Annotated in this window: 36 protein-coding genes; 1 reads left to right on the top strand and 35 read right to left on the bottom strand. The window is 40.6% G+C overall.

The features are described from left to right. Nucleotides 1–45 precede the first annotated feature (45 nt). The 35 genes from DWW33_RS10785 to putP form a co-directional block, all read right to left on the bottom strand. Complete coding sequence (locus tag DWW33_RS10785; protein WP_118639498.1) at nt 46–1,851, bottom strand: hypothetical protein; 1,806 nt, start codon at nt 1,849–1,851, stop codon at nt 46–48. Between the two features lie 228 nt (nt 1,852–2,079). Next, entirely contained in the window at nt 2,080–3,513 is a 1,434-nt protein-coding gene (locus tag DWW33_RS10790; RefSeq protein WP_158577483.1) for a helix-turn-helix transcriptional regulator, read from the bottom strand. A gap of 169 nt (nt 3,514–3,682) precedes the next feature. Then, complete coding sequence (locus tag DWW33_RS10795) at nt 3,683–4,219, bottom strand: bL17 family ribosomal protein (protein WP_118639500.1); 537 nt, start codon at nt 4,217–4,219, stop codon at nt 3,683–3,685. A gap of 131 nt (nt 4,220–4,350) precedes the next feature. Further along, entirely contained in the window at nt 4,351–5,313 is a 963-nt protein-coding gene (locus DWW33_RS10800) for a DNA-directed RNA polymerase subunit alpha (RefSeq protein ID WP_022242763.1), read from the bottom strand. A 59-nt stretch (nt 5,314–5,372) separates the two neighbouring features. Beyond that, entirely contained in the window at nt 5,373–5,966 is a 594-nt protein-coding gene (gene rpsD, locus DWW33_RS10805) for a 30S ribosomal protein S4 (protein WP_022242764.1), read from the bottom strand. Between the two features lie 18 nt (nt 5,967–5,984). Beyond that, entirely contained in the window at nt 5,985–6,377 is a 393-nt protein-coding gene (rpsK, locus tag DWW33_RS10810; protein ID WP_022242765.1) for a 30S ribosomal protein S11, read from the bottom strand. A gap of 50 nt (nt 6,378–6,427) precedes the next feature. After that, nucleotides 6,428–6,796: a 30S ribosomal protein S13 gene (gene rpsM, locus DWW33_RS10815; protein ID WP_022242766.1), complete on the bottom strand. Its 369-nt coding sequence runs from the start codon at nt 6,794–6,796 to the stop codon at nt 6,428–6,430. Nucleotides 6,797–7,058: 262 nt separating this feature from the next. Then, nucleotides 7,059–7,172 carry a 50S ribosomal protein L36 gene (rpmJ, locus tag DWW33_RS10820; RefSeq protein WP_003022746.1) on the bottom strand — a complete coding sequence of 38 codons (114 nt, stop codon included), beginning with the start codon at nt 7,170–7,172 and terminating at the stop codon, nt 7,059–7,061. 170 nt (nt 7,173–7,342) lie between these two features. After that, nucleotides 7,343–7,561 (bottom strand): translation initiation factor IF-1, encoded by a 219-nt coding sequence (infA, locus tag DWW33_RS10825; RefSeq protein WP_022242767.1) that lies wholly within the window; start codon nt 7,559–7,561, stop codon nt 7,343–7,345. A gap of 19 nt (nt 7,562–7,580) precedes the next feature. Further along, the gene (locus DWW33_RS10830) at nt 7,581–7,847 is read right to left on the bottom strand and encodes a KOW domain-containing RNA-binding protein (RefSeq protein WP_117698353.1); all 267 of its coding nucleotides are present in this window, start codon (nt 7,845–7,847) and stop codon (nt 7,581–7,583) included. After that, nucleotides 7,829–8,611, bottom strand: a complete 783-nt coding sequence (gene map, locus DWW33_RS10835; protein ID WP_022242769.1) for a type I methionyl aminopeptidase — start codon at nt 8,609–8,611, stop codon at nt 7,829–7,831. The genes DWW33_RS10830 and map overlap by 19 nt, the downstream gene beginning before the upstream one ends. A 3-nt stretch (nt 8,612–8,614) precedes the next feature. Beyond that, a complete protein-coding gene (locus DWW33_RS10840) occupies nt 8,615–9,259 on the bottom strand; it encodes an adenylate kinase (RefSeq protein WP_022242770.1) in 645 nt (214 codons plus the stop codon). Between the two features lie 117 nt (nt 9,260–9,376). Further along, on the bottom strand, nt 9,377–10,693 hold the full coding sequence (secY, locus tag DWW33_RS10845; RefSeq protein WP_117698352.1) for a preprotein translocase subunit SecY: 1,317 nt from the start codon (nt 10,691–10,693) through the stop codon (nt 9,377–9,379). Beyond that, nucleotides 10,693–11,133, bottom strand: a complete 441-nt coding sequence (gene rplO / locus DWW33_RS10850) for a 50S ribosomal protein L15 (RefSeq protein ID WP_022242772.1) — start codon at nt 11,131–11,133, stop codon at nt 10,693–10,695. The genes secY and rplO overlap by 1 nt, the downstream gene beginning before the upstream one ends. 25 nt (nt 11,134–11,158) lie before the next feature. After that, nucleotides 11,159–11,338, bottom strand: coding sequence for a 50S ribosomal protein L30 (rpmD, locus tag DWW33_RS10855; RefSeq protein ID WP_022242773.1), 180 nt, complete (start codon nt 11,336–11,338; stop codon nt 11,159–11,161). Between the two features lie 13 nt (nt 11,339–11,351). Then, nucleotides 11,352–11,861 (bottom strand): 30S ribosomal protein S5, encoded by a 510-nt coding sequence (rpsE, locus tag DWW33_RS10860; protein ID WP_022242774.1) that lies wholly within the window; start codon nt 11,859–11,861, stop codon nt 11,352–11,354. A gap of 18 nt (nt 11,862–11,879) precedes the next feature. Beyond that, nucleotides 11,880–12,248 (bottom strand): 50S ribosomal protein L18, encoded by a 369-nt coding sequence (gene rplR, locus DWW33_RS10865; protein WP_117698351.1) that lies wholly within the window; start codon nt 12,246–12,248, stop codon nt 11,880–11,882. An 18-nt stretch (nt 12,249–12,266) separates the two neighbouring features. Next, complete coding sequence (rplF, locus tag DWW33_RS10870; RefSeq protein WP_022242776.1) at nt 12,267–12,806, bottom strand: 50S ribosomal protein L6; 540 nt, start codon at nt 12,804–12,806, stop codon at nt 12,267–12,269. Nucleotides 12,807–12,996: 190 nt separating this feature from the next. Next, nucleotides 12,997–13,401, bottom strand: a complete 405-nt coding sequence (gene rpsH / locus DWW33_RS10875; protein ID WP_117698350.1) for a 30S ribosomal protein S8 — start codon at nt 13,399–13,401, stop codon at nt 12,997–12,999. 115 nt (nt 13,402–13,516) lie between these two features. Then, on the bottom strand, nt 13,517–13,702 hold the full coding sequence (locus DWW33_RS10880; RefSeq protein WP_022242778.1) for a type Z 30S ribosomal protein S14: 186 nt from the start codon (nt 13,700–13,702) through the stop codon (nt 13,517–13,519). A 17-nt stretch (nt 13,703–13,719) separates the two neighbouring features. Then, complete coding sequence (rplE, locus tag DWW33_RS10885) at nt 13,720–14,259, bottom strand: 50S ribosomal protein L5 (RefSeq protein WP_022242779.1); 540 nt, start codon at nt 14,257–14,259, stop codon at nt 13,720–13,722. Between the two features lie 24 nt (nt 14,260–14,283). After that, a complete protein-coding gene (gene rplX / locus DWW33_RS10890) occupies nt 14,284–14,595 on the bottom strand; it encodes a 50S ribosomal protein L24 (protein ID WP_022242780.1) in 312 nt (103 codons plus the stop codon). Between the two features lie 13 nt (nt 14,596–14,608). Next, nucleotides 14,609–14,977, bottom strand: a complete 369-nt coding sequence (rplN, locus tag DWW33_RS10895; RefSeq protein WP_022242781.1) for a 50S ribosomal protein L14 — start codon at nt 14,975–14,977, stop codon at nt 14,609–14,611. A gap of 18 nt (nt 14,978–14,995) precedes the next feature. Next, nucleotides 14,996–15,253 (bottom strand): 30S ribosomal protein S17, encoded by a 258-nt coding sequence (rpsQ, locus tag DWW33_RS10900; RefSeq protein WP_022242782.1) that lies wholly within the window; start codon nt 15,251–15,253, stop codon nt 14,996–14,998. Between the two features lie 64 nt (nt 15,254–15,317). Further along, a complete protein-coding gene (gene rpmC / locus DWW33_RS10905) occupies nt 15,318–15,527 on the bottom strand; it encodes a 50S ribosomal protein L29 (protein WP_022242783.1) in 210 nt (69 codons plus the stop codon). Continuing rightward, nucleotides 15,517–15,954: a 50S ribosomal protein L16 gene (gene rplP, locus DWW33_RS10910; protein WP_022242784.1), complete on the bottom strand. Its 438-nt coding sequence runs from the start codon at nt 15,952–15,954 to the stop codon at nt 15,517–15,519. Before rplP ends, rpmC begins: the two co-directional genes overlap by 11 nt. Next, nucleotides 15,954–16,610, bottom strand: a complete 657-nt coding sequence (gene rpsC / locus DWW33_RS10915; protein WP_117698349.1) for a 30S ribosomal protein S3 — start codon at nt 16,608–16,610, stop codon at nt 15,954–15,956. Before rpsC ends, rplP begins: the two co-directional genes overlap by 1 nt. A 10-nt stretch (nt 16,611–16,620) precedes the next feature. Next, complete coding sequence (gene rplV / locus DWW33_RS10920) at nt 16,621–17,007, bottom strand: 50S ribosomal protein L22 (RefSeq protein WP_022242786.1); 387 nt, start codon at nt 17,005–17,007, stop codon at nt 16,621–16,623. Nucleotides 17,008–17,034: 27 nt separating this feature from the next. Further along, a complete protein-coding gene (rpsS, locus tag DWW33_RS10925) occupies nt 17,035–17,316 on the bottom strand; it encodes a 30S ribosomal protein S19 (RefSeq protein WP_022242787.1) in 282 nt (93 codons plus the stop codon). An 18-nt stretch (nt 17,317–17,334) separates the two neighbouring features. Then, nucleotides 17,335–18,177, bottom strand: coding sequence for a 50S ribosomal protein L2 (gene rplB / locus DWW33_RS10930; RefSeq protein ID WP_022242788.1), 843 nt, complete (start codon nt 18,175–18,177; stop codon nt 17,335–17,337). A 68-nt stretch (nt 18,178–18,245) separates the two neighbouring features. Beyond that, on the bottom strand, nt 18,246–18,545 hold the full coding sequence (gene rplW / locus DWW33_RS10935) for a 50S ribosomal protein L23 (RefSeq protein WP_022242789.1): 300 nt from the start codon (nt 18,543–18,545) through the stop codon (nt 18,246–18,248). Beyond that, on the bottom strand, nt 18,545–19,165 hold the full coding sequence (gene rplD / locus DWW33_RS10940; RefSeq protein ID WP_022242790.1) for a 50S ribosomal protein L4: 621 nt from the start codon (nt 19,163–19,165) through the stop codon (nt 18,545–18,547). The genes rplW and rplD overlap by 1 nt, the downstream gene beginning before the upstream one ends. 27 nt (nt 19,166–19,192) lie before the next feature. Further along, complete coding sequence (gene rplC, locus DWW33_RS10945) at nt 19,193–19,876, bottom strand: 50S ribosomal protein L3 (RefSeq protein WP_022242791.1); 684 nt, start codon at nt 19,874–19,876, stop codon at nt 19,193–19,195. A 92-nt stretch (nt 19,877–19,968) separates the two neighbouring features. Continuing rightward, nucleotides 19,969–20,280 carry a 30S ribosomal protein S10 gene (gene rpsJ, locus DWW33_RS10950; protein WP_117698348.1) on the bottom strand — a complete coding sequence of 104 codons (312 nt, stop codon included), beginning with the start codon at nt 20,278–20,280 and terminating at the stop codon, nt 19,969–19,971. A gap of 410 nt (nt 20,281–20,690) precedes the next feature. After that, nucleotides 20,691–22,262 carry a sodium/proline symporter PutP gene (putP, locus tag DWW33_RS10955; RefSeq protein WP_118541694.1) on the bottom strand — a complete coding sequence of 524 codons (1,572 nt, stop codon included), beginning with the start codon at nt 22,260–22,262 and terminating at the stop codon, nt 20,691–20,693. Nucleotides 22,263–22,421: 159 nt separating this feature from the next. On the opposite strand from putP, the gene DWW33_RS10960 reads away from it, so the two are divergent. Further along, entirely contained in the window at nt 22,422–23,240 is an 819-nt protein-coding gene (locus tag DWW33_RS10960) for a hypothetical protein (RefSeq protein WP_118639501.1), read from the top strand. The last annotated feature ends 131 nt before the right edge of the window (nt 23,241–23,371 follow it).

A 23,371-nucleotide genomic window follows, 5' to 3' on the forward strand; every position in this document is an offset into this window, starting at 1 on the left:
CTTTTTTATTATAACAATATAGGAGTGGTCTGCCAATATATTCTTTCAATCTTTTATCCGTTTTCTGCATCCAAAATAAATAGCTCCTATACCACTGCACAGTGCCAGTAAAAACCAGATGCCAACCGGAGTCATGTCTCCTGTTTTCACGGTTGCGGTCTGTGATGTGTTTCCTGCGGTGGTATTTCCTGTTGTACTACTTCCTGCAGCACCGCTTCCTGCTGTGCCGTTGCCATTTCCTGTTGTTCCGCTTCCCGGCGTTGTTGTACCTGATGAAGTTCCGGCTTCAAATACCAGTGCATATGCCGAAAATTTATCAGTTGCAAAGGTTATGGTTCCACTTGCTGCATCATACGTTGCAGGAAGTTTTTCATAGGCACCATCATGCTCTCGAATCACATAATAAGTTCCCTGCTGGTTCTTCATCTCATCTTTTACCTGAAGGGTTACATTTAATTTCGCATTTAAATCGGTCAACTGGGTTTCCCATGCATCGTTGGAATTTCCTTTGTTTACGACCTGGAATAAATCCATGGAAAGATAGCTTTGAATCTCTCCATTTCCTGCCTGTGCCTGCATGCCACTCTGTATCTGATTCAGTTCTGTTCCACTGATATCTGCAATATTTAACTGAAGATTTCCGGAACCAATAATGTTTTCTGCATTTCCAAGGGTTGCACCGTCTACTTTTGTACTTGCCGTATTTACTTTATCCTCTGACTTTGTAAATAATGCACTCAGATGTAAATCTGTTGCAGGCATATCCAATACAAAGGTACTTACCTGTGAATCTACTGCTGTCAGCTTTCCACCATTTAAAGATGCGCTCAATAACTGATAACCATAATCCGGTGTAAACTTAATGGTTACTTTGGTGCCTGCTTTAAATTCGGCATAGCCAAAGTCTCCATCCAGTCTTGTGGATGCATCTGCTATATTTCCACCTGCCAGTTCTGCTGCATTTACCACAGTTCCATCCCCTAACTGTGCACTGATTATTTCCACGCTTCCATGTTCAATAACGCAGTCATTTCCAAATCCATGCTGTTCTGCTACTGTAAGGGATGGTGCCCATATAATATTATAATTACGGCTGCTGTTCGTAGTCAGTGCCACTTCAATCTGATAGGAATCTGCCGGAGCCACTTCAAATTCCAGATGGTCTGTCGTTCCACCTAATGGAATTGCTGTTCCATTTACCATAATGGATGCAAATGCATAACCAAAATCTGCTGCAATTGCCACTCTGTGTTGCTGCGTCTTATCTCCGGCAAAGCTGCCCGATATATTCGTTCCCATTCCGGAACCAATCCTCATGCCATCTATCTGTAAGTCTCCAATTGCTCCTCCCACTGCAGTTGCTGTAACTGCAATTGTTTCTCCGGATGCCGGACCCGTTGTGGAACCACCGCCTCCGGATGCTGCAGTACGAAATTCCAGAATCAGTTCCACCTGCTCTGAGGCACTTACAGAAAATGCCTGTCCTCCCTCTGATGTAAGTATATTCTTGTCAAGGCTTGCATCCTGTGCACCATTTTTATTCACCTGACAGTGATTGATTATTGTATCCGTTCCACATACTACTTTAAAATGTACCGTATGATCAAGACTGTCATCCGGTCTGTTTATTTCTATTGGTGTATCATTATATGCAGTCTGGTTTACTTCTGTCCATTCAGCCGCCGTATCCCATTTATAATACACGGTTCCGGTCGCTGTGCTGTCCTGTCTTGCAATTCTGACCACTGCTTTCTGTCCATCAGCTTTTACAATCATGCCGGCACTTCCCATAAATAATGAAAATACCATAAAAAAGCTTAACAACCAGGAAATTTTCTTTCGCATCTTCATATTTTTTCTCCTTTACTTTCTTCTATAAACTGCCACTTCCACCGCACACGTTACAGGCTCCGCTGCCTCCCAGTACCACCAGCATAAGCAGACAAAGCAATCCTCTAATGGATTTTTTTCTCACGTTTTTTCTCCTTCCCTTTCCATCCTTTTACTATATGTAATATACGCTTTTCCCACCTGTTTTGATAAGTTTACATTTGTCTCATTTTAGAGATTTCCCACGATTTATGGCTGTTTCCAGCTATAATAGAACTGAAGAAGCCCAATTCTCGACTTCGTCTCTGTCTTTTCATTTAAAGATGCCATATAACGGTACAATGCTGCTCTTGAAATATATAGCTGCTCTGCTATTACCTGCACACTTTCATCAGAAGAAAGCAATAATCTTAACACATCCTGCTCCCTGTTTGTAAGTGCATAATTCTTCACAAATGCCTGGAATTTATCCTCCAAAAATTTTTCACGTTCTTTTTCCAACATTTTTGCCATATTTTCTTCCTGTATATCCATACGAAACTGTACCATATACAAATATACCAGCATACTGATAACTGCAAATAAAATCAATGCTATGATGCTGATGCGCATTCCATCCCCGGTCTCTATCAGCATCAGGGAAATAGTTCCTGTAATCCCGACACAGATATTATTTGTTGCCCTTCCAAGTCCAGCCCATAACTCCGGTACTTTCATATAATAGGAAAGGTCCATAAAACTGGTGGTAAAATATACCACAAAGAAGCCTGCGGACAAATAGAACACAATAAGACCTGCCATAAATGGCCCACCCCAGACTATTATCACTACACACATTGTTGAAAGCAGTGTCACACAGTACATCATAATCTGCATAAATCTATGCTCTTTTATATCAAAAAGCACTCCTGCCAACAGTCCGCTTACCGCAAGCAATAATCTCGGCCACTGACCAATATCTATACTTCCACCTGCATGTACTAAAGTTACTGCATTGTCTAGACTGGAAAAAATGCATGTCATTAGAACCACTATCGAAATCAAAAGCAATGCCGCAAGCATCGGATGCCGGAGGCTTCGCCTGTTATTCTTCCGGATATCAGTATCTGAATCTGACCCTGAATCCTCTGCTCCTACTCCCCCCCGGCTGCATTCCAGACTCAGTCTGCGAACCAGCAATACCATTGCCGCCAGAAAAACGGAAAGTACAACAGACTCTACAGTGCTGTTATGTATCAGATTATTGCTGATAAACTGAAGCAATAATCCAAAGGCATATCCAAATCCAACGGTTTGTGCAAGTCCTTTTTCTGTCGAAAGGCTTACCGCAGCATAATAATGTACAGCACTTCCAATCATGCCATATAAAATATAAAGCAGGAATCCGGATAAAAGCATACTTCGATAGGACAAATGCTCCTGAATTACGAAAATGCAGATGATTCCTGCTATCGGCAATAAATATAAACCTATCTCCCGCATCTTCTGGTTAAAATAACGGTTAATGCATGGGAATAACAGGAATCCTATTACGCTGATTCCCAGCACATAGTTCTGTGCCCTTACTACTCCTGCGGAATCTGTTGCATAGCGTATCATATTGTCAAACAGATACTCCGAGCCTAAAAATATATAATTGAAAATAGCCAGCACTGCTATGATTCGAATTCTTTCTGGTTTCATAAATTGTCTCATCGTCTGTTCCCTGCTCCATTCTTTTGTCTTAATTTCATTATATACAATTGTCTCTTTCCATCAAGTTGACAAATGTCTCATTTCCTGTAAACAAGCAAAAAAAGAGCCAGGACACGAATGTCCTGACTCTTTTTTGATTCATATAAAACGATGTTAATTATACTAACTCGATAAGAACTTCTAAAGCTCCGTCACCTTTACGCTGACCAATCTTTACGATTCTTGTGTAACCACCGTTACGGTCTGCATACTTAGGTGCGATTTCGTCGAATAATTTTGCAACTAAATCAACTTTCTTTGCATTTTTCTTCTTTCCAGCTGCTTCTGTAGGAACTTCAGTTACAGGATAAAGAACTTTTAACATCTCTCTTCTTGCATGAAGACGGGAAGGATTATCCTTCTTGATTGTTTTTTCCACTTCGTCATATACAGTAACTTTCTTACCATCTACAACTTCTTTTACTCTCTTGCCGTCTTTGTCTTTTCTTGCAACTTTAGCTTTTACAGTAACTTCTTCGAAGTTATCTTTCTCACGAACTGCCATTGCAATAAGGCCTTCTGCAATTTTACGGATTTCTTTTGCTTTTGCTTCTGTGGTAACAATTTTACCATTGTTTAATAATGCTGTTACCTGATTTCTCAGTAATGCTTTTCTCTGGGAAGATGTTCTTCCTAATTTTCTATACTTTGCCATTTTTATTCCTCCATTTGTGGTACATCCGGCCATGCTCATCGGACTTACTTACCGAATGCTTGTTTTGTGCCACTCATGAACCAACATCACCACGCTCGTCGGACTTACTGGTGCTGCTGCACTGAGTTATCTTAAACCTCGTCGCCCTGATTGAGCTGAAGGCCTAATTCTTTTAATTTTGCTAATACTTCTTCCAAAGACTTACGTCCAAGGTTACGAACTTTCATCATATCTTCCGGTGTACGGTTTGTAAGTTCTTCAACAGTATTGATACCTGCTCTCTTCAAGCAGTTGTAAGAACGTACGGATAACTCCAGTTCGTCAATGTTCATCTCAAGAACTTTTTCCTTCGCATTGTCTTCTTTCTCAATCATGACTTCTGCTGTCTTAGCATTCTCGGAAAGGTCAATGAAAAGACTTAAGTGCTCGCTTAATACCTTTGCAGCTAAGCTGACTGCTTCATCTGGAGCAAGTGTTCCATTGGTATATACGTCAAGTGTCAGTTTATCGTAATCGGTAATCTGACCCACACGGGTATTCTGAATGGATAAGTTCACACGCTCTACCGGTGTATAGATAGAATCTACTGCGATTACACCAATTGGTAAATCTGCATCTTTGTTCTTATCTGCGCTGACATAACCTCTACCTTTGGTAATGGTTAATTCCATGTATAATTTGGAATCAGCACCGCCGTTTAAGTGTGCAATTACTAAATCCGGATTCATAATCTGAATATCCTGATCTACCTGAATATCTGCTGCTGTAACAACGCCTTCACCACTGAACTCAATATAAGCTACCTTAGGCTCATCATCAGCGCTGTTATTACGGATTGCAAGCTCTTTGATGTTCATAATGATTTCAGTAACATCTTCCTTTACGCCAGGAATAGAACTGAACTCATGAAGTACACCATCGATTTTAACCTGACTTACTGCTGCACCTGGCAGGGATGACAACATGATTCTTCTTAAAGAATTACCAAGTGTTGTACCATATCCTCTTTCCAAAGGTTCGCATACGAATCTTCCATATCTTTTGTCTTCAGAAATTTCAGCAATTTCAATTGTTGGTTTTTGAAAATCGAACACTACAAAGCCCCTCCTTCTTTCGGGTAATTTGTTTCTTCTTTCAGCCCGCTAGTTTATGATTATTTAGAATACAACTCGACGATAAGCATCTCGTCTACTGGTACATCAATCATTTCTCTGGAAGGTAACTCTTTTACGGTTCCCTGCATTTTCTCTGCATCAACATCAAGCCATTCCGGAACTAATCTGCCGCCAGCTACTTCTACGACATCTTTCATTCTCTGGGAATTTTTACGGCTCTCTTTGATTTCGATTACATCGCCAGCTTTTACCAGGTAAGAAGGAATGTTAACTAACTTTCCGTTAACTGTAACGAATTTGTGGTCAACGATCTGTCTTGCTTCTCTTCTGGTTCTTGCAAATCCAAGACGGAAGATAACATTATCAAGACGGCTCTCTAAGATAGTCATCAGGTTTGTACCTGTCATACCTTTCATCTGGTCTGCTTTATCATAATAGTTACGGAATGGTTTCTCTAATACTCCGTAAATGAATTTTGCTTTCTGTTTTTCGCGAAGCTGAAGGCCATACTCAGATACCTTCTTGTTCGCTCTCTTTAATTCTCTGTTAGATTTTTTATCATATCCCAAATAACTTGGCTCTAAACCAAGAGATCTGCATCTTTTCAGAACAGGAACTTTATTTACTGCCATTTTAGATATCCCTCCTAATTATACTCTACGACGTTTTGGTGGACGACATCCATTATGAGGAACTGGAGTTACGTCACGAATAGAAAGAACTTCAAGTCCGGCTGCCTGAAGGGCACGGATTGCTGCTTCTCTTCCTGATCCTGGTCCTTTAACCATAACATCAACTGTTTTTAATCCATGTATAAGAGCTGCTTTTGTAGCAGTTTCTGCTGCCATCTGTGCAGCATATGGAGTAGATTTCTTTGAACCTCTAAATCCAAGACCACCGGCACTTGCCCATGATAATGCATTACCTTCAGCATCTGTTAATGTAACGATGGTGTTATTGAAGGATGCCTGAATATGTGCCTGTCCATGTTCAACGTTTTTTCTTACACGCTTTTTTGTCACTTTTTTTGTAACTTTAGCCATATCTAAACTAACCTACTTTCTTAAATTTAAAATTATAAAGTTGCCAAGAATTATTTCTTCTTGTTTGCAACAGTTCTCTTAGGACCTTTTCTTGTTCTTGCATTGGTCTTTGTTTTCTGACCACGAACCGGAAGTCCTTTTCTATGACGGATTCCACGATAGCATCCGATTTCCTGTAATCTCTTGATATCAAGAGCTGTCTGACGTCTTAAGTCACCTTCTACAACCTGAGTCTCATCGATTACTGCACTAATTCTTTTTACCTCGTCGTCAGTTAAGTCTCTGCAACGGGTATCAGGATTAACGTTTGCCTCAGCAAGGATACGGTCAGCACTAACTCTGCCGATTCCATAGATATAAGTCAAACCAATCTCAACACGTTTTTCTCTTGGTAAATCTACACCTGCAATACGAGCCATGTGTGTTTACACCTCCATATAGATTTCTTTGTTAATAGTAAGGAATTCCAAAGACCCATGCAGCTGCGGTTTCCCGCCCTGAAATGTGTGCATACACCTTTTTCTTCCTATAGTAATGATTGCTTAGCAATCCCAGCCACAATCTGCTGCATCCTCTCGGTATGTAAGGACTGCGCAACAGACCACGCGCGTTCGCGTTATATTATGAACAGCACATTCTCATGCGCTGCAGCCGCACATAATTTTTCAAACAAAGTGGAAATTAACCCTGTCTCTGTTTGTGCTTAGGGTTTTCACAGATGATTCTGATGCTTCCCTTTCTTTTGATAACTTTGCACTTCTCGCAAATAGGTTTAACTGATGATCTTACCTTCACAGCATAATCCTCCTTTCTACTTGCCTGCGCCCCGGAAAACCTGTTTCCATGGGTATTTCTCTTTTCTTTCTGCTAAACAGCATAATATGCCCTTGTTTTCACAAAAGCGTCCATTTAGCATTTTAGCATAGAGAATCCGAAAAATCAACTACTTTTCTCGAATTTTCTCCTTATTTATCTCTCCAGATAATTCTGCCCTTTGTCAGATCATATGGAGACATCTCAATCGTAACCTTATCACCTGGTAAGATACGAATGAAATTCATTCTTAATTTGCCGCTGATATGCGCCAGTACCTGATGGCCATTCTCAAGCTGCACCTGAAACATTGCGTTTGGAAGCTTTTCCAAAATTGTTCCTTCTACTTCAATTACATCTGCCTTTGACATTTTCTTTCCTCCTGCTAAATCAATCTTTTCTGGTTAATATATATTGCTCATAAGCCTTAATCAGCTTTGCTGCTTTTGCATTTTCTGTAAGCCCCGGGTTATTTACTGCTTCTAAGACTTCCTGCGGAAGCTTTTTTACAAGCTGTACATGTTTGTAGCTTTTCTTTCTCGGCCGGTCACAGGTTCTTGTGGTTCCATTTACAAGATAGACGAATTTTTCATCCTGTGACTGCACTACATAGTACTGATTCCGGTCGTGACCTGCCTTTACTCTTGCCAGATACATTCTCTTTCCTCCTCTGTCAATGTAAGGATTTCCGGTCTTCCTTCTGTAATCAAAATGGTGTTTTCATAATGTGCAGATAAGGAACCATCGTAGGTTACTACTGTCCATTCATCATCCATCCATTCCACATCCGGGCTTCCGGCATTTATCATCGGCTCAACTGCCAATGTCATTCCTGCCTTCAGCTTCAGTCCTCTTCTCCACTGACGGAAATTCGGAATCTCCGGTTCCTCATGAAGATGGGTTCCAATGCCATGCCCTACCAGATCATATACAACTCCGTAGCCGTAACTTTCTGCATAATCTCCAATTGCTCCTGAGATTTCATAAAGCCTTCTTCCGGCTCTTGCATACTGCATTCCCTGGAAAAAGCTTTCCCGGGTTCTTTCTATTAAAAGAGCAGCCTCTTTACTGATTTCACCAACTCCATGGGTTCTTGCCGCATCGGAATGATATCCCTTATAGATAAGACCGGTATCAAGGCTTACGATATCGCCTTCCTTAATAATATGGTCTTTTCTTGGAATTCCATGAACAACTTCGTCATTGACCGATACACAGACGGATGCCGGATAGCCCTGATAATTCAGAAAATTCGGTTCGCAGCCAAGGCTGCGGATGGTCTCTTCTCCGATTTTATCAATCTCCCATGTGCTGATTCCAGGTTTGATTGCACGTTCCAGTTCCTGATGTACTTTAGCAAGATACTTTCCTGCCTGACGCATCAGCTCTATTTCTTCTGCTGATTTAATCGTAACCGACATTATTTACGCTCCTAAGATTGTAACGATGGCTTTGAATACTTCATCCATCGGCTGTGTTCCGTCTACAGATTTTAAAATGCCCTGATTCTTATAATAATCAATCAATGGCTGTGTCTGCTCATGATATACTTTTAATCTCTTCTGAACTGTCTCTGGCTTATCATCTTCACGCAATACGATTTCGCTGCCACAACGGTCACAGATTCCTTCTACCTTTGGTGGAATGGAAATAAGATGATAGGTTGCTCCACAATTTAAGCAGGCTCTTCTGCCGCTCATACGATTTACGATATTTTCGTCTGGAACATCTACATCAATTGCATAGTCCATCTTCTCGTTTATTTTACCAAGTGCTGCATCCAATGCTTCTGCCTGAGGAATGGTTCTTGGAAAACCGTCCAGTACGAAGCCGTTCTTGCAGTCATCCTGCTGTATTCTGTCCATTACCAGATCACAGGTTAATTCATCCGGAACTAAAGCTCCCTGGTCCATATACTGTTTTGCTTTCTTGCCTAATTCTGTTCCGTTTTTGATATTTGCACGGAAAATATCTCCTGTTGAGATGTGTGGAATAGAATATTTATCTGCAATCTGTTTTGCCTGTGTACCTTTACCAGCACCCGGCGCTCCTAACATAATAATTTTCATATAAAGAAAACCTCCTGTTTACCTTCTTCTTTGCAAGCTAATCTGCTTTTTCTTCTATAAACAACTTTAGTGCACCACAGGAGACGCTGCATTTGCAGCACCCCCTTCTGGTACACATTAGTCATTCAAAAATCCTTTATAGTAACGAACTAACATCTGGGATTCGATCTGTTTAATTGTCTCGATAACAACACCTACGATAATGATGATAGATGTTCCACCGAAAGATACGTTTGCTTTAAATACTCCATTGAAGAAGATTGGAATAACTGCAACAATGGATAAGCCTGCCGCACCGATAAAGACAATGTAATTTAAAATCCGATTCAGATAATCGCTGGTTGGTTTTCCAGGTCTGATACCCGGGATAAATCCACCCTGTCTCTTCATGTTGTTCGCAATCTCCAGCGGATTGAATGTAATGGATGTATAGAAGTATGCAAATGCAATAATCAATACAAGATATACAGCCAAACCAATGCTGTAGATTGGCTCCTGTGGGTTGCACCAGTTAGACTGGGATAATCCCTTTAAAATCTTACTGCCAATTCCTGTTCCATTGCCCTTTCCTAAGAGAGACGCAATAACAACCGGGAACTGCATTAAAGACTGTGCGAAGATAACCGGGATAACTCCACCGGTATTTACTTTCAGAGGAATATGCGTAGACTGACCGCCTACCTGTTTTCTCCCCTGAATTTTCTTCGAATATTGTACCGGAATCTTTCTCTGAGCTGCCTGAAGGACAACGACAAAGACAACGGTTACTAAAATGATTGCTGCGATAATTACTACTGCAAGAACTGCTTTTGCAGGAATCTTTCCTTTTACAAACTGCTCATACAGTGTTCCAAAATCGCTAGGAATTCGTGAAATAATGTTGATTACAAGTACGATAGAAATACCGTTTCCAACACCCTTTTCCGTAATTCTCTCACCAATCCACATAAGTACTGCAGAACCTGCTGTCAAGGTTACAATTACCTGAAGAACCGTAAGCCATCCTTTATCGGTCAGATAACCGCTTCTGGAGAATCCGATTGCCATTGCAATTGCTTCGATTAAAGCCAGAGCAACAGTCACATAACGTGTAATCTCTGCAATTTTCTTTCTTCCTTCTTCGCCGTCACGCTGCATCTCTTCCAGTTTTGGAATTGCAATCGTCAACAGCTGCATGATGATGGAAGATGTGATATATGGTGTGATATTCAATGCAAAGACGGACATCTGTAAGAATGAACCGCCTGTTACTGCATCGAAAAAGTTAAACGCATCACTACTCTGATTAGCAAACCAGTCTGCAAACACATTCCGGTCAACACCCGGAATCGGTAACTGTGAACCGATTCGGATGATAATCAGCATAAAAAAGGTAAATAAAATTCTATTTCTAATATCTTTTACTTTAAATGCGTTACGAACTGTATCAAACATTAGATCACCTCAGCTTTTCCACCAAGAGCCTCGATTTTTTCTTTTGCGCTTGCGCTGAATGCATTAGCCTGAACTGTGAGCTTCTTAGTAAGTTCGCCGTTTCCAAGGATCTTAACTCCATCTCTTGGATTCTTTACGATACCTTTTTCCAGTAAAGTTTCAACAGATACTACTGCATCGTTGTCAAATACTTCAAGAGCAGATACATTGATTCCAACGATAGTCTTGGAATTAATACATTTGAAACCTCTCTTCGGTAATCTTCTGTATAAAGGCATCTGGCCACCTTCAAAGCCTGGTCTTGGAGCTCCGGAACGAGCTTTCTGTCCCTTGTGTCCTTTACCAGCGGTCTTACCGTTTCCTGAACCGTGACCACGGCCTCTTCTGAAATTATCACTATGCTTAGAACCTAATGCCGGCTGTAAATTGGATAAATCCATTTCTGGCACCTCCTTATCTCTATAATTAGATTTCTTCTACTTTCACTAAATGTCTTACCTGCTGAATCATTCCTCTAACAGCTTTGTTATCCGGACGTTCAACTGATGCGCCAATTTTCTTAAGACCTAATGCTTCTACTGTCTTTTTATTCTTTGGCACTGCACCGATAGTAGATTTTACGAGTGTAATTTTTAAATTTGCCATTTCTTATTCCTCCTTAACCTACTACTTCTTCTACAGATAATCCACGAAGTTTTGCAACTTCTTCCGGGGATTTCAGTTTGCTTAAAGCATCGATAGTAGCAAGTACTACGTTCTGCTTATTGTTGGAACCAAGAGATTTTGTACGAATATTCTCGATTCCTGCCAGCTCACATACGTTACGAGCCGGACCGCCTGCGATAACACCGGTACCTTCTGGAGCTCTCTTTAATAAAACAGATGCACCAGTATGTTTTCCGCTGATATCATGAGTAATACTATTGTTCTCATCTAATTTTACAGTGATAAGTTTTTTCATAGCATCTTCTTTTCCTTTGCGGATTGCTTCAGGAATTTCAGTTGCTTTTCCAAGTCCTGCGCCCACATGACCATTGCCGTCACCAACAACAACAAGAGCTGTGAAACGCATGTTACGTCCACCTTTTACAACTTTCGTAACGCGCTTGATTGATACCACTTTTTCTGTTAATTCTAATTGACTAGCATCAATAATTGTACGTTTCATGTACTGTTTTCCTCCTTATTAGAATTCTAATCCAGCTTCTCTTGCTGCGTCAGCTAATGCTTTTACTTTTCCGGAATATATGAAACCGCCTCTATCAAAGACAACTGTTGTAATACCTTTTTCTAATGCTTTCTTTGCAATTGCAGTACCAACCTGTGCTGCTGCATCAACGTTATTAGTCTTCTCGCAAGCTGCTTTTACATCTTTATCCATTGTAGATGCTGCTACGAGGGTATTGCCAACTGTATCGTCAATAATCTGAGCGTACATATGATTATTACTTCTAAACACAGCTAAACGTGGTCTCTCTGCTGTTCCAGCCAGGCGATTACGCAGTCTTCTATGTTTATTTTCACGAGCTGCTGTTCTTGATTCTTTATTAACCATCTCTCGTCACTCCTTTAATTATTTCTTACCAGTTTTACCAACTTTACGTCTAATAACTTCATCAGCATATTTGATACCTTTTCCTTTGTAAGGTTCAGGTCTTCTCTTATCTCTGATTTCAGCTGCGTACTGGCCAACTTTTTCTTTATCGATACCTTTGATGATAATCTTGTTACCATCTACTGTAGACTCTAATCCTTCTGGATCTTCCATCTCTACCGGATGAGAATATCCAAGGTTTAATGTAAGTTTCTTTCCTGCTTTAGATGCTCTGTAACCTACACCATTTACTTCAAGTTCTTTGGTAAATCCATCTGTTACACCAACAACCATGTTGTGAATCAGTGTTCTTGTTAATCCGTGTAAGGATTTCATTTTCTTCAAATCATTTGGTCTTGTAACGGTTACTTCAGAACCTTCTACTTTGATTTCCATCTCGGATGGTAATACTCTGCTTAATGTTCCTTTTGGACCCTTTACAGTCACCTGATTATTTTCTGCTAATTCCACAGTAACACCTGCTGGAATTGCGATTGGCATTCTTCCAATTCGTGACATGCCCGTACCTCCTGTATAATTTGTGGTTTATTGTTACCTGCGCTATGCCTTAAGAATATACTCTTAAGGTAGTTCTGCTCGCTAACTTCGCGCTGCACCCCAAAGGGCTTGCGCTCAGTAATCTCACAGAACGGCTTTCACACTAGCCTCAATCTTCGCCTGCGGCTCGATTTCATCAAGTGTTCAATGCCTACCAAACAAATGCTAATACTTCGCCACCAACCTGAAGCTTTCTAGCCTCTTTGTCAGTGATGATTCCCTGGTTTGTGGAAAGAATTGCGATTCCAAGTCCACCAAGTACCTTAGGAAGATTATCTTTACCAGCGTATACACGAAGTCCTGGTTTAGAAATTCTCTTCAGTCCGGTAATAATCTTTTCATTCTTATCTGCACCATATTTTAAGGTTACACGAATGGTCTTAAAGATTCCATCTTCAATGATGTCATATTTTGCAATGTATCCTTCTCTTACTAAAATGTCTGCGATTGCCACTTTGATTTTAGAAGCCGGGATATCAACTGTATCATGTTTTGCAGTGTTTGCATTACGGATTCTTGTAAGCATATCTGCAATTGGATCACTTGTCATTGTCATGATGTGTCTGCCTCCTATTATTCTTCTCTTTCTTTGTTGTAGATGTTCTCCGTCAAGTTCGACCTACGCCACAAGGGCTTCGGTCTCACTCAATTTAAGAGAATGGCTTTACAGCCTACCAGCTTGCTTTCTTTACGCCCGGAATCTGACCTTTGTAAGCCAGTTCACGGAAGCAAACTCTACAGATTCCATATTTTCTTAAATATGCATGTGGACGACCACAGATTCTGCAACGATTGTATTCTCTAGAAGAGAATTTCTGTTTACGCTGCTGTTTTACTTTCATAGAAGTCTTTGCCATTTAAATTCCCTCCTGTCTTATTTAGCGAATGGCATATTGAATAATGTCAATAATTCGCGTGCTTCTTCGTCTGTCTTTGCAGTTGTTACGAAAATAATATCCATTCCTCTTACTTTATCAACCTTATCGAATTCAATTTCAGGGAAAATGATCTGCTCTTTGATACCAAGAGCGTAGTTACCTCTACCGTCGAAAGCGTTCGGATTAACTCCTCTGAAGTCACGTACTCGTGGTAAAGCTAAGTTTACCAGACGGTCTACGAACTCATACATCTTCTCGCCTCTTAAAGTAACTTTACATCCGATCGGCATTCCTTCTCTTAACTTGAAGTTAGCGATGGAATTCTTTGCCTTTGTAGTAACTGGTTTCTGACCGGAAATTGTTTCCATATCTTTCATAGCTGACTCTAAGATTTTAGCGTTTTCTTTTGCTTCACCAACACCCATGTTGATAACAATCTTAGAAAGCTTTGGTACTTCCATAATGTTTTTATAGCCGAACTTTTTGGTCATTGCATCAATGATCTCGTTCTGGTACTGATCTTTAAGTCTACTCAACTTGCTGCTCCTCCTCTCTTACGATTAATCGATTACATCACCTGTAGATTTTGCATAACGTACTTTCTTATCTCCATCCATTTTGAAACCTACACGGGTAGCTTTTCCTTTGTGAAGATACATTACGTTAGAAGCATCAATAGGTCCTTCCTGATGGATGATTCCACCCTGCTGGTTAGCCATGCTTGGTTTTGCATGTTTTGTTACCATATTGATACCTTCAACAAGTAAAGTATTGTTTTTCTTATTTACAGCAATTACTTTGCCTTCTTTGTCTTTGTCTTTTCCAGCGATTACCTTTACAGTATCACCTTTTTTAATTTTCAAGCTTGCCATTTTCGGGTACCTCCTACAATACTTCCGGAGCCAGAGAAACAATTTTCATAAACTGTTTTTCACGAAGCTCTCTTGCTACTGGTCCAAAAATACGAGTTCCTCTTGGGGTTTTATCATCTTTGATAATAACTGCAGCGTTTTCATCGAATTTGATATAAGAGCCATCTTTACGACGAGCACCTTTTACTGTACGAACAACGACTGCCTTTACAACGTCACCTTTTTTAACAACGCCGCCTGGTGTTGCATCTTTAACAGTAGCTGTAATTACATCACCAATATTTGCATATCTTCTGGTTGAACCGCCCATAACACGGATGCACAGCAATTCTTTTGCTCCAGTGTTATCAGCAACCTTAAGTCTGGTTTCCTGTTGTACCATGCCGGTAGCCTCCTTCTATTATTTTGCTCTTTCCATAATCTCTACAAGTCTCCATCTCTTATCTTTAGAGAGTGGTCTTGTTTCCATTACTCTGACGGTATCACCGATTTTACACTCGTTGTTCTCATCATGAGCTTTTAATTTGTATGTCTTCTTTACGATCTTGTTATATAATGCATGTCTTACGTTATCTTTAACAGCAACAACAATGGTCTTATCCATTTTATCACTTACAACAACGCCTACACGTGTTTTTCTAAGATTTCTTTCTTCCACGACGAATCTCCTTTCATTTATGATTGCCTGTTTGCCTGCTTAAGCAGGTATGATTCTTTTGAAATTATTCAGCAACTTTTTCTTTCTGAGTAATAACGGTCTGGATTCTGGCAATATTCTTTCTAACTTCTTTGATTCTGCTCGTGTTATCCAGCTGATTTGTTGCGTTCTGGAATCTCAAATTGAAAAGTTCTTTTTTAGCTTCAACCAACTGCATTTTTAAATCAGCAGCGGACTGTGTGTTTAATTCTTCTAAATATTTACTAGTTTTCATTTGATTCACCGCCTTCTAAGTCTGCACGAGAAACCACTTTGCATTTACAAGGTAATTTGTGTGTAGCAAGACGTAATGCCTCTTTTGCAACCTCATCAGATACATCAGAGATTTCAAATAATACACGTCCTGGTTTTACTACAGCTACCCAGTACTCTAAAGTTCCTTTTCCGGAACCCATACGGGTTTCTGCTGGTTTTGCAGTTACTGGTTTGTCTGGGAAAATTTTAATCCAGACACGGCCACCACGCTTGATATATCTTGTCATAGCAATACGGGCTGCCTCAATCTGATTGGAACGAATCCAGCATGGTTCAAGTGCTACGATACCGTAGGAACCATTTGTAATTTTATTTCCTCTCATCGCTTTTCCGGCCATAGAACCACGGAACTGTTTACGATGTTTTACTCTCTTAGGCATTAACATTACTGAACTCCTCCTTCCTTATTTCCTTTTGTAGGAAGTACTTCTCCTTTATAAATCCAAACTTTAACACCGACTTTACCGTATGTGGTGTCTGCTTCAGCAAATCCATACTCGATATCTGCTCTTAATGTCTGAAGTGGAATAGTTCCTTCTGAATAGAACTCGGTACGAGCCATATCAGCTCCGCCAAGACGTCCGGATACGGATGCCTTAATACCCTTTGCTCCAGCTTTCATACATCTTCCCATGCAGGATTTCATCGCTCTACGGAAGGAAACACGGTTCTCTAACTGAAGTGCAATGTTCTCAGCTACTAACTGAGCATCTTTGTCTGGTCTCTTTACTTCTTTGATATCTACAACAAGTTTCTTGTCTGTAAATTTCTGTAATTCAGCTTTTACTTTCTCGATTTCAGCTCCGCCTTTACCGATTACAACGCCCGGCTTAGCTGTGTAAAGGATAACCTTTACTCTGTCGGATGCTCTTTCGATTTCAATCTTAGAAACACCTGCAGCATATAATTTCTTTTTCAGAAATGTTCTGATGTTATAGTCTTCTACTAAGAAATCAGCAAAATCAGATTCTGCGTACCATTTGGAATCCCAGTCTTTGATAACGCCGACTCTTAAGCCATGAGGATTAACCTTCTGTCCCATGTTTGCCCTCCTATCTTTCATTCAGCACAATTGTTAAGTGGCTTGTTCTCTTCTCGATTCTGTAAGCTCTACCCTGTGCTCTTGGTCTGATTCTCTTCATTGTTGGTCCTTTGTTTGCGTAGCACTCCTCAACATAAAGGTTTTCTGTGCTCATTCCGTTATTGTTCTCTGCATTTGCAATAGCAGATTTTAATAACTTCTCTATTACGCTTGATGCGTATCTTGGATTGTAAGTTACAATCGCAAGTGCTGTCTCAACATCTTTACCGCGGATAGCATCTAATACGAAACAAGCTTTCTGAACTGACATTCTTGCATAAGACAACTTTGCGGAAGGTCTAGTATCTTTTACTGCATTTCTTTCTCTCTTAATCTGACTTCTATGTCCTTTTGCCATGAGTGAAACCTCCTTTCAAAATTCTATTTATCTAACGCCTGATTTCTTCTCGTCTTTTCCATGGCCTCTGTAAGTTCTTGTTGCTACGAACTCACCGAGTTTGTGTCCAACCATATCCTCTGTGACATATACAGGAACATGTTTTCTTCCGTCATGAACAGCAATTGTATGTCCAACGAAGGATGGGAAAATTGTGGAACGACGTGACCATGTCTTGATAACTGATTTATCATTTGCTGCGTTCATAGCATCTACTTTTTTCAGTAAGCTTTCGTCTGCAAATGGTCCTTTTTTAAGTGATCTTGCCATTTTATTTCCTCCTATCTACTATTTAATAGCTCTGCCGTCTCTTCTTCTTACGATTAACTTGTTAGAAGCTTTTTTCTTCTTACGTGTCTTAAGTCCAAGAGCAGGTTTGCCCCAAGGTGTACATGGACCTGGACGTCCAACTGGTGCCTTACCTTCTCCACCACCGTGTGGATGGTCATTCGGGTTCATAACAGAACCGCGGACTGTCGGGCGGATACCCATGTGACGTTTACGTCCTGCTTTACCGATATTTACAAGGTTGTGGTCACCGTTACCGATTACACCAATGGATGCACGGCAGTTCAGAGGAACCATTCTCATTTCTCCTGAAGGAAGACGAAGTGTTGCGTATTTTCCTTCTTTAGCCATCAACTGTGCGCTGTTACCTGCAGAACGTACTAACTGTCCGCCCTTGCCAGCGTATAACTCAATGTTGTGTACCTGGGTACCTACCGGAATGTTCTCCAGTGGTAAGCAGTTTCCAACTCTTACTTCTGCTTCTGCTCCGTTCATAACAGTCATTCCGTCTGTTAATCCTTCTGGAGCAAGGATATATGCTTTCTCGCCATCTGCATAACTGATTAAAGCGATGTTAGCTGTTCTGTTTGGATCGTACTCGATTCCGATTACAGTTGCCGGGATACCATCTTTTCTTCTCTTGAAGTCGATGATTCTGTATTTTCTTCTGTTTCCACCACCCTGGTGTCTTACTGTAATTTTACCCTGATTGTTACGACCGGAGTTCTTCTTTAAAGAAGTTGTAAGGGATTTCTCAGGAGTCTTCTTTGTGATTTCAGAGAAATCAGATCCAGTCATATTTCTTCTGGAAGGTGTATATGGGTTATATGTCTTAATTCCCATTGTTTTTCTCCTTTCAATAAATAAGTTTATTATCGCACTTTTCTGTGCCTAGTTGAGTTTCCCGGATTTTACAGTCCGGAGAAAATCTCGATATCTGCACTATCTTCTGTTAACTGAACGATAGCTTTCTTTGTTTTCGCAGTTTTTCCAACTACAGCACCACGTCTTTTGTTCTTGCCTTCCTGGTTCATTGTGTTAACCTTGGCAACCTTAGCGCCTTCGAACATTTTCTCAACTGCTTCTTTAATCATGGTTTTGTTAGCTTCCGGATGTACTAAGAAAGTATATTTCTTTTCTCCCATAGCTGCCATACTCTTCTCAGTTACTACTGGTTTGAGGATTACATCATAATACTGTACGTTTGCCATTATGCATACACCTCCTCGATTTTTTCAACAGCAGCCTTTGTTGCTACTACTGTGTCATATTTCAATACATCAAATACGTTCATTTCGCTGGTCTGTGTTGTCTTAACAGTTGCAATGTTTGCAGCGGATTTGATTACGTTTGTATCCATATCGCCTAAAATAACTAATGCTTTGTCTGCTTTCAGATTGTTCATAACCTCTGCGAATTTCTTTGTTTTGATTTCGTCTAATTTCAGCTCATCAACAACGATGAATTTATTTTCCTGAACTTTAGATGTTAAAACAGATTTTAAAGCTGCTCTCTTTTCTTTCTTGTTTAATTTGAAAGAATAGTCTCTTGGTACTGGAGCGAATACTGTACCACCGCCAGTCCACTGTGGAGATCTTGTTGAACCCTGTCTTGCATGACCAGTTCCTTTCTGTCTCCAAGGTTTTCTTCCGCCACCGGATACTTCAGAACGTGTCTTAGCTTTCTGAGTTCCCTGACGATTGTTAGCTAACTGCTGAACTACTGCCATGTGTACCAGATGTTCGTTAATCTCTACACCGAACACAGCATCGTTTAAGTCCATATTGCCAACTTCTTTGCCTTCCATATTATAAACAGATACTTTAGCCATCTGTGTGTTCCTCCTTTCTTAAATGCACTATTTTGCTGCTTTTACTGATTCTTTGATTGTTACTAAAGCTTTCTTAGGTCCTGGAACAGCACCTTTGATTAAAAGCAGGTTGTTCTCTGCGTCTACTCTTACAACTTCAAGGTTCTGAGTTGTAATCTTAACGCTTCCCATATGTCCTGGCATTCCTTTGCCCTTGAATACACGGCTAGGTGTAGAACAGGAACCATTGGAACCCTGATGACGATGGAATTTAGAACCGTGAGCCATAGGTCCTCTATGCTGACCAAGTCTCTTAATAGCGCCCTGGAATCCTTTACCTTTAGAAATTGCAGTTGCGTCTACATGATCGCCTTCTGCAAAGATATCTGCTTTGATTTCATCTGCAAGATTATAATCAGCTGCATTTTCAAGCTTGAACTCTCTTACAAATCTCTTTCCAGACACACCAGCTTTTTTGAAATGTCCCATTTCAGCTTTGTTTACGCCATGTCTGTTTCTGATTTCTTTCTTACCGTTGGCATCTTTGTTCACAACTTTTTCTTTCTTGTCAACAAAACCAACCTGTACTGCACTGTATCCGTCGTTTTCAACAGTTTTAATCTGTGTTACTACACAAGGACCAGCCTGTAATACAGTTACCGGCACTAATACGCCGTCTGCATTGAAGATTTGAGTCATTCCGACTTTTGTTGCTAAAATTGCTTTCTTCATTATCTTTCCTCCTGTTTTTTCTACAGCGGAACGGTTTCCCGTTCATCCTAGAAAGCCTTGCGGCCCCTCAGGATTTACTACTTGTTTTGACTTTATTTCATTTTGATATCGATGTAGACACCAGCTGGCATTTCTAATCTTGATAATGCATCAACTGTTTTCTGTGTCGGAGCAATGATATCAATCAGTCTCTTATGAGTTCTCTGCTCGAACTGTTCTCTGGAATCTTTGTACTTGTGTACTGCTCTAAGAATGGTAACTACCTCTTTCTTAGTTGGCAGCGGCACCGGTCCGCTCACCTGTGATCCATTTTTCTTTACAGTCTCGATGATTTTTTTTGCTGATGAATCTACTAATTCGTGATCATAAGCTTTCAATGTGATTCTCATTACTTGACTTGCCATAAAAAAAGTCGCCTCCTTTTCGCACTTTAATTCAGTACGACAAGCGGTGACTGTACACTTCTCCGTGTGTGTCATAAGCTTTACACACGTTGTTTCTACCTCTGTAGACCATATTCGTGATACAGTGACTTGTCGCCAGTTTCCTAACTTGACATTCGCTCCACGGAAAACCTGCCACAGTGGGCAGCAACCTCACGCTTCTACGCTATCAATGTCACAGCAAGGATTAGTATACACGACAGGTTACGCTTTTGCAATACTTTTTTTAGAAAAATTGTATTTTTTTGTGTACAATCCATTTCCTATCTTTTTTACGGTATTTTTCACTTCTGCCTTGTTTTTTCATTATAAAAAGCTGTTTACTTGCCGGCATCCTTTTGCCATTGCAAATAAACAGCTTTTCTTTTCTATTATAATTCTATGCTCTTGTCAGCAACGTCTGCAAATTCTTTCTGCATTTCCTCGCTTGGTGCTTTGGTGCAAAGACTCACAATTACGATACAGATTAAACTTAAGAAGAATCCTACCAGAAGGGAATAGATTCCGGTTCCGGTTCCAAGTGTTACCATGGCACCGTCTGCGTTTTTCATCAAAGGAATATAATCCCAGATGATAACTACCAGACCGCCGGATATAATTCCTGCAATTGCTCCCGGTTTGTTCGTACGCTTCCAGAACAGGGATAATACTACCAGTGGTCCAAATGCAGCGCCAAATCCTGCCCATGCATTGGATACCAGTCCCATAATGGAGTTGTTCGGATTCAGTGCAATAATATAAGCAATAATCGCAACTACCACTACGGTAATACGACTGACCATAAGAACCTTTTTATCACTTGCTTCTTTATTTACTACACCTTTGTATATATCTTCTGATACGGAAGATGCGGTTACTAAAAGCTGTGAATCTGCAGTAGACATAATTGCTGCAAGGATTCCGCACAGGAAGATTCCCGCAACAAACGGCAACGCATACTGCTTCGTAAACAAATGTGTAATCATATTAATGAATACATTTTCCGCAGAATCTGCCCCGGCGCTTCCAAGCACTTCCGGATACAGGTACGCTCTTCCAACCACACCGATGATGCAGGCAAAGGTTAAGGATAATGCTACCCAGACAATTGCAATACCTTTGGATTTATTTAATTCTTTCTGGCTCTTTACCGCCATAAATCTGGTCAGGATATGAGGCATTCCGCAATATCCCAATCCCCATGCGAGCTGTGAAATAATATCGATGGCACGATATGGCTCTCCACCATTCTGCCAGAGGCTCATATAGGAATCGCTTCCTCCTGCTACTCCGCTGGCATCTAAAAGTTCTCTTAATCCGCCATTGCCACTTACCACCGCATATGCCATCAGAGGCACTGCAAGAAGTGCAACCAGCATCAGCATTCCCTGGATAAAGTCTGTTACACATACTGCCATAAAACCTCCCATGAAGGTATACAGTAAAATAACAACTGCACCGATGGTTAAAGCTATAGTATAATCAACACCGGTTACTGCATGGAACAATTTTCCGCCTGCTGCAAATGCAGATGCAGTATATACCAGGAAGAATACGACTATTACTATAGAAGAAATACACAACAACACATTCTTCTTATCATGGAAACGATTCTGGAAATACTCCGGTAAAGTCAGGGAGTTATTGGCACGGATGGTATATCTGCGCAGTCTTCCGGAAATAAATATCCAATTGCAGACCGTTCCAATAAACAGTCCAATAGCAATCCATGCCTGACCGGTTCCAAATGCATATACCGCACCCGGAAGTCCCATCAGAAGCCATCCGCTCATATCAGATGCCTGTGCGCTTAATGCTGCCACCCAGCCGCTTAAGCCTCTTCCTCCAAGAAAATAATCTTCTGAATTCTTTGTACTTTTCATATATTTCGCACCTATGGCAATCATCACACCCATATATACCACAAATGCCGCAAGAATCCACAGCACGTTACTGTTAAACATAAAATGTCCTCCTCTTAAATTACTTAATATTTAGAATAGCAATTGTTTGTTTTGTTGTAAAGTCTTATTTTATTTTGCCGATATTATTTATATAGAAGATTCTCATAAACGGCATATGTGAAAATGGATTTTCACAGAACTTTTCAAGGAGGAAAAGATATGAATCTCAAACTCGAAAACTCACTTGTGGTTCTTTCCCAACGCAAGAAGGAACAGGGGCTCCCGCAGCGACCTACCAAAAAAGAACGGAACCAGGAGCTGACCCAGGAGGAACGCCTGTTACAGCATTATCAGGAACAGATTTCCCAGATGCATGAAAGTAATTTCCAGCAGGAGCTTCAGGCAAAATTAGATTCCGGTCAGGAATTAACTCCGGAGGAAGAACAGTATTTAGAAAAAGTCAATCCGGATGCCCTAAAAGAACATGAAAAGCTAAAGGAAGAAGTGGCAGCTTACCGCAAACAGCTTCAAAACTGCCGTACCAAAAAGGACGTTGAAAAGCTAAAACTCTATAAAATGGGGCAGTTTATGTCTGAAGTTAAGACAGTTTCCAATGACCCCCATATTCCAAAAGCCAAGAAAAAGGCTATGTTAGAGCAGATTTTAAAGCGTACCTATGCCATTGAAAAAGAACACAATGATTATACCAAGACGCCGGAATATCAGACAAAACCGGACAAAGAGCCTTACGAAGATGTAAGTCCAGCCGATAAGGACAAAAGTTCTGCCGATTCAACCGATGCAACGACATCCGATTCTACCGATAATGCAGAAATCTCTTCCGGTTCAGATTCTGCCGAAGAGTCTGTGGGTGGAGCGGATGATGGCTCAGATAAGCACACTGCCAATTTGGTCAAAGCAGAGCATGACGATAAGTCTGGTGAAGAACCTGTCACTGCTCAGTCTGTACGACGCGAAATTAATATCCATCTTTCCGGGCTACGCAAAAAAGCAGCTCATATTGATGCCAGCGTGTAAGGCAGATGGGGATTTCTTCTTATTTTATTGTTTACAGATATCAGGAAAACAGATAGAATGATATGATATAGGTGATTCGATGATATTTTTAAGGTTTTTGAGAGAAAGATGATTTCATTCTGTCAACGACC

The sequence above is a fragment of the Roseburia sp. AF15-21 genome, assembly GCF_003479505.1.
Lineage (GTDB): Bacteria > Bacillota > Clostridia > Lachnospirales > Lachnospiraceae > Roseburia_C > Roseburia_C amylophila.

Coding starts and splice junctions, on each gene's coding strand:
- rplC (WP_022242791.1), bottom strand. CDS start 19,876: ATGAAGAAAGCAATTTTAGCAACAAAAGTCGGAATGACTCAAATCTTC.
- rpsE (WP_022242774.1), bottom strand. CDS start 11,861: ATGAAACGTACAATTATTGATGCTAGTCAATTAGAATTAACAGAAAAA.
- rplD (WP_022242790.1), bottom strand. CDS start 19,165: ATGGCTAAAGTATCTGTTTATAATATGGAAGGCAAAGAAGTTGGCAAT.
- rplW (WP_022242789.1), bottom strand. CDS start 18,545: ATGGCAAACGTACAGTATTATGATGTAATCCTCAAACCAGTAGTAACT.
- DWW33_RS10795 (WP_118639500.1), bottom strand. CDS start 4,219: ATGGCAAAGTATAGAAAATTAGGAAGAACATCTTCCCAGAGAAAAGCA.
- rplO (WP_022242772.1), bottom strand. CDS start 11,133: ATGGATTTATCCAATTTACAGCCGGCATTAGGTTCTAAGCATAGTGAT.
- rpmD (WP_022242773.1), bottom strand. CDS start 11,338: ATGGCAAATTTAAAAATTACACTCGTAAAATCTACTATCGGTGCAGTG.
- rplX (WP_022242780.1), bottom strand. CDS start 14,595: ATGGCAAGCTTGAAAATTAAAAAAGGTGATACTGTAAAGGTAATCGCT.
- infA (WP_022242767.1), bottom strand. CDS start 7,561: ATGTCAAAGGCAGATGTAATTGAAGTAGAAGGAACAATTTTGGAAAAG.
- rpmC (WP_022242783.1), bottom strand. CDS start 15,527: ATGAAAACTAGTAAATATTTAGAAGAATTAAACACACAGTCCGCTGCT.
- rpsM (WP_022242766.1), bottom strand. CDS start 6,796: ATGGCTCGTATTGCAGGTGTAGATTTACCAAGAGAAAAACGTGTTGAG.
- rpsC (WP_117698349.1), bottom strand. CDS start 16,610: ATGGGACAGAAGGTTAATCCTCATGGCTTAAGAGTCGGCGTTATCAAA.
- rplN (WP_022242781.1), bottom strand. CDS start 14,977: ATGGTACAACAGGAAACCAGACTTAAGGTTGCTGATAACACTGGAGCA.
- rpsS (WP_022242787.1), bottom strand. CDS start 17,316: ATGGCAAGATCACTTAAAAAAGGACCATTTGCAGACGAAAGCTTACTG.
- rplR (WP_117698351.1), bottom strand. CDS start 12,248: ATGGTTAATAAAGAATCAAGAACAGCAGCTCGTGAAAATAAACATAGA.
- DWW33_RS10785 (WP_118639498.1), bottom strand. CDS start 1,851: ATGAAGATGCGAAAGAAAATTTCCTGGTTGTTAAGCTTTTTTATGGTA.
- DWW33_RS10840 (WP_022242770.1), bottom strand. CDS start 9,259: ATGAAAATTATTATGTTAGGAGCGCCGGGTGCTGGTAAAGGTACACAG.
- secY (WP_117698352.1), bottom strand. CDS start 10,693: ATGTTTGATACAGTTCGTAACGCATTTAAAGTAAAAGATATTAGAAAT.
- map (WP_022242769.1), bottom strand. CDS start 8,611: ATGTCGGTTACGATTAAATCAGCAGAAGAAATAGAGCTGATGCGTCAG.
- rplP (WP_022242784.1), bottom strand. CDS start 15,954: ATGTTAATGCCTAAGAGAGTAAAACATCGTAAACAGTTCCGTGGTTCT.
- DWW33_RS10830 (WP_117698353.1), bottom strand. CDS start 7,847: ATGTATCTGGCAAGAGTAAAGGCAGGTCACGACCGGAATCAGTACTAT.
- rplV (WP_022242786.1), bottom strand. CDS start 17,007: ATGGCAAAAGGACATAGAAGTCAGATTAAGAGAGAAAGAAATGCAGTA.
- DWW33_RS10960 (WP_118639501.1), top strand. CDS start 22,422: ATGAATCTCAAACTCGAAAACTCACTTGTGGTTCTTTCCCAACGCAAG.
- putP (WP_118541694.1), bottom strand. CDS start 22,262: ATGTTTAACAGTAACGTGCTGTGGATTCTTGCGGCATTTGTGGTATAT.
- rpsJ (WP_117698348.1), bottom strand. CDS start 20,280: ATGGCAAGTCAAGTAATGAGAATCACATTGAAAGCTTATGATCACGAA.
- rplB (WP_022242788.1), bottom strand. CDS start 18,177: ATGGGAATTAAGACATATAACCCATATACACCTTCCAGAAGAAATATG.
- DWW33_RS10880 (WP_022242778.1), bottom strand. CDS start 13,702: ATGGCAAAGACTTCTATGAAAGTAAAACAGCAGCGTAAACAGAAATTC.
- rpsD (WP_022242764.1), bottom strand. CDS start 5,966: ATGGCAGTAAATAAAGTTCCTGTTCTGAAAAGATGCAGATCTCTTGGT.
- rpsK (WP_022242765.1), bottom strand. CDS start 6,377: ATGGCTAAAGTTACAAAAAAAGTGACAAAAAAGCGTGTAAGAAAAAAC.
- rplF (WP_022242776.1), bottom strand. CDS start 12,806: ATGTCACGAATTGGAAGAATGCCAATCGCAATTCCAGCAGGTGTTACT.
- rpsH (WP_117698350.1), bottom strand. CDS start 13,401: ATGACAATGACAAGTGATCCAATTGCAGATATGCTTACAAGAATCCGT.
- DWW33_RS10790 (WP_158577483.1), bottom strand. CDS start 3,513: ATGAAACCAGAAAGAATTCGAATCATAGCAGTGCTGGCTATTTTCAAT.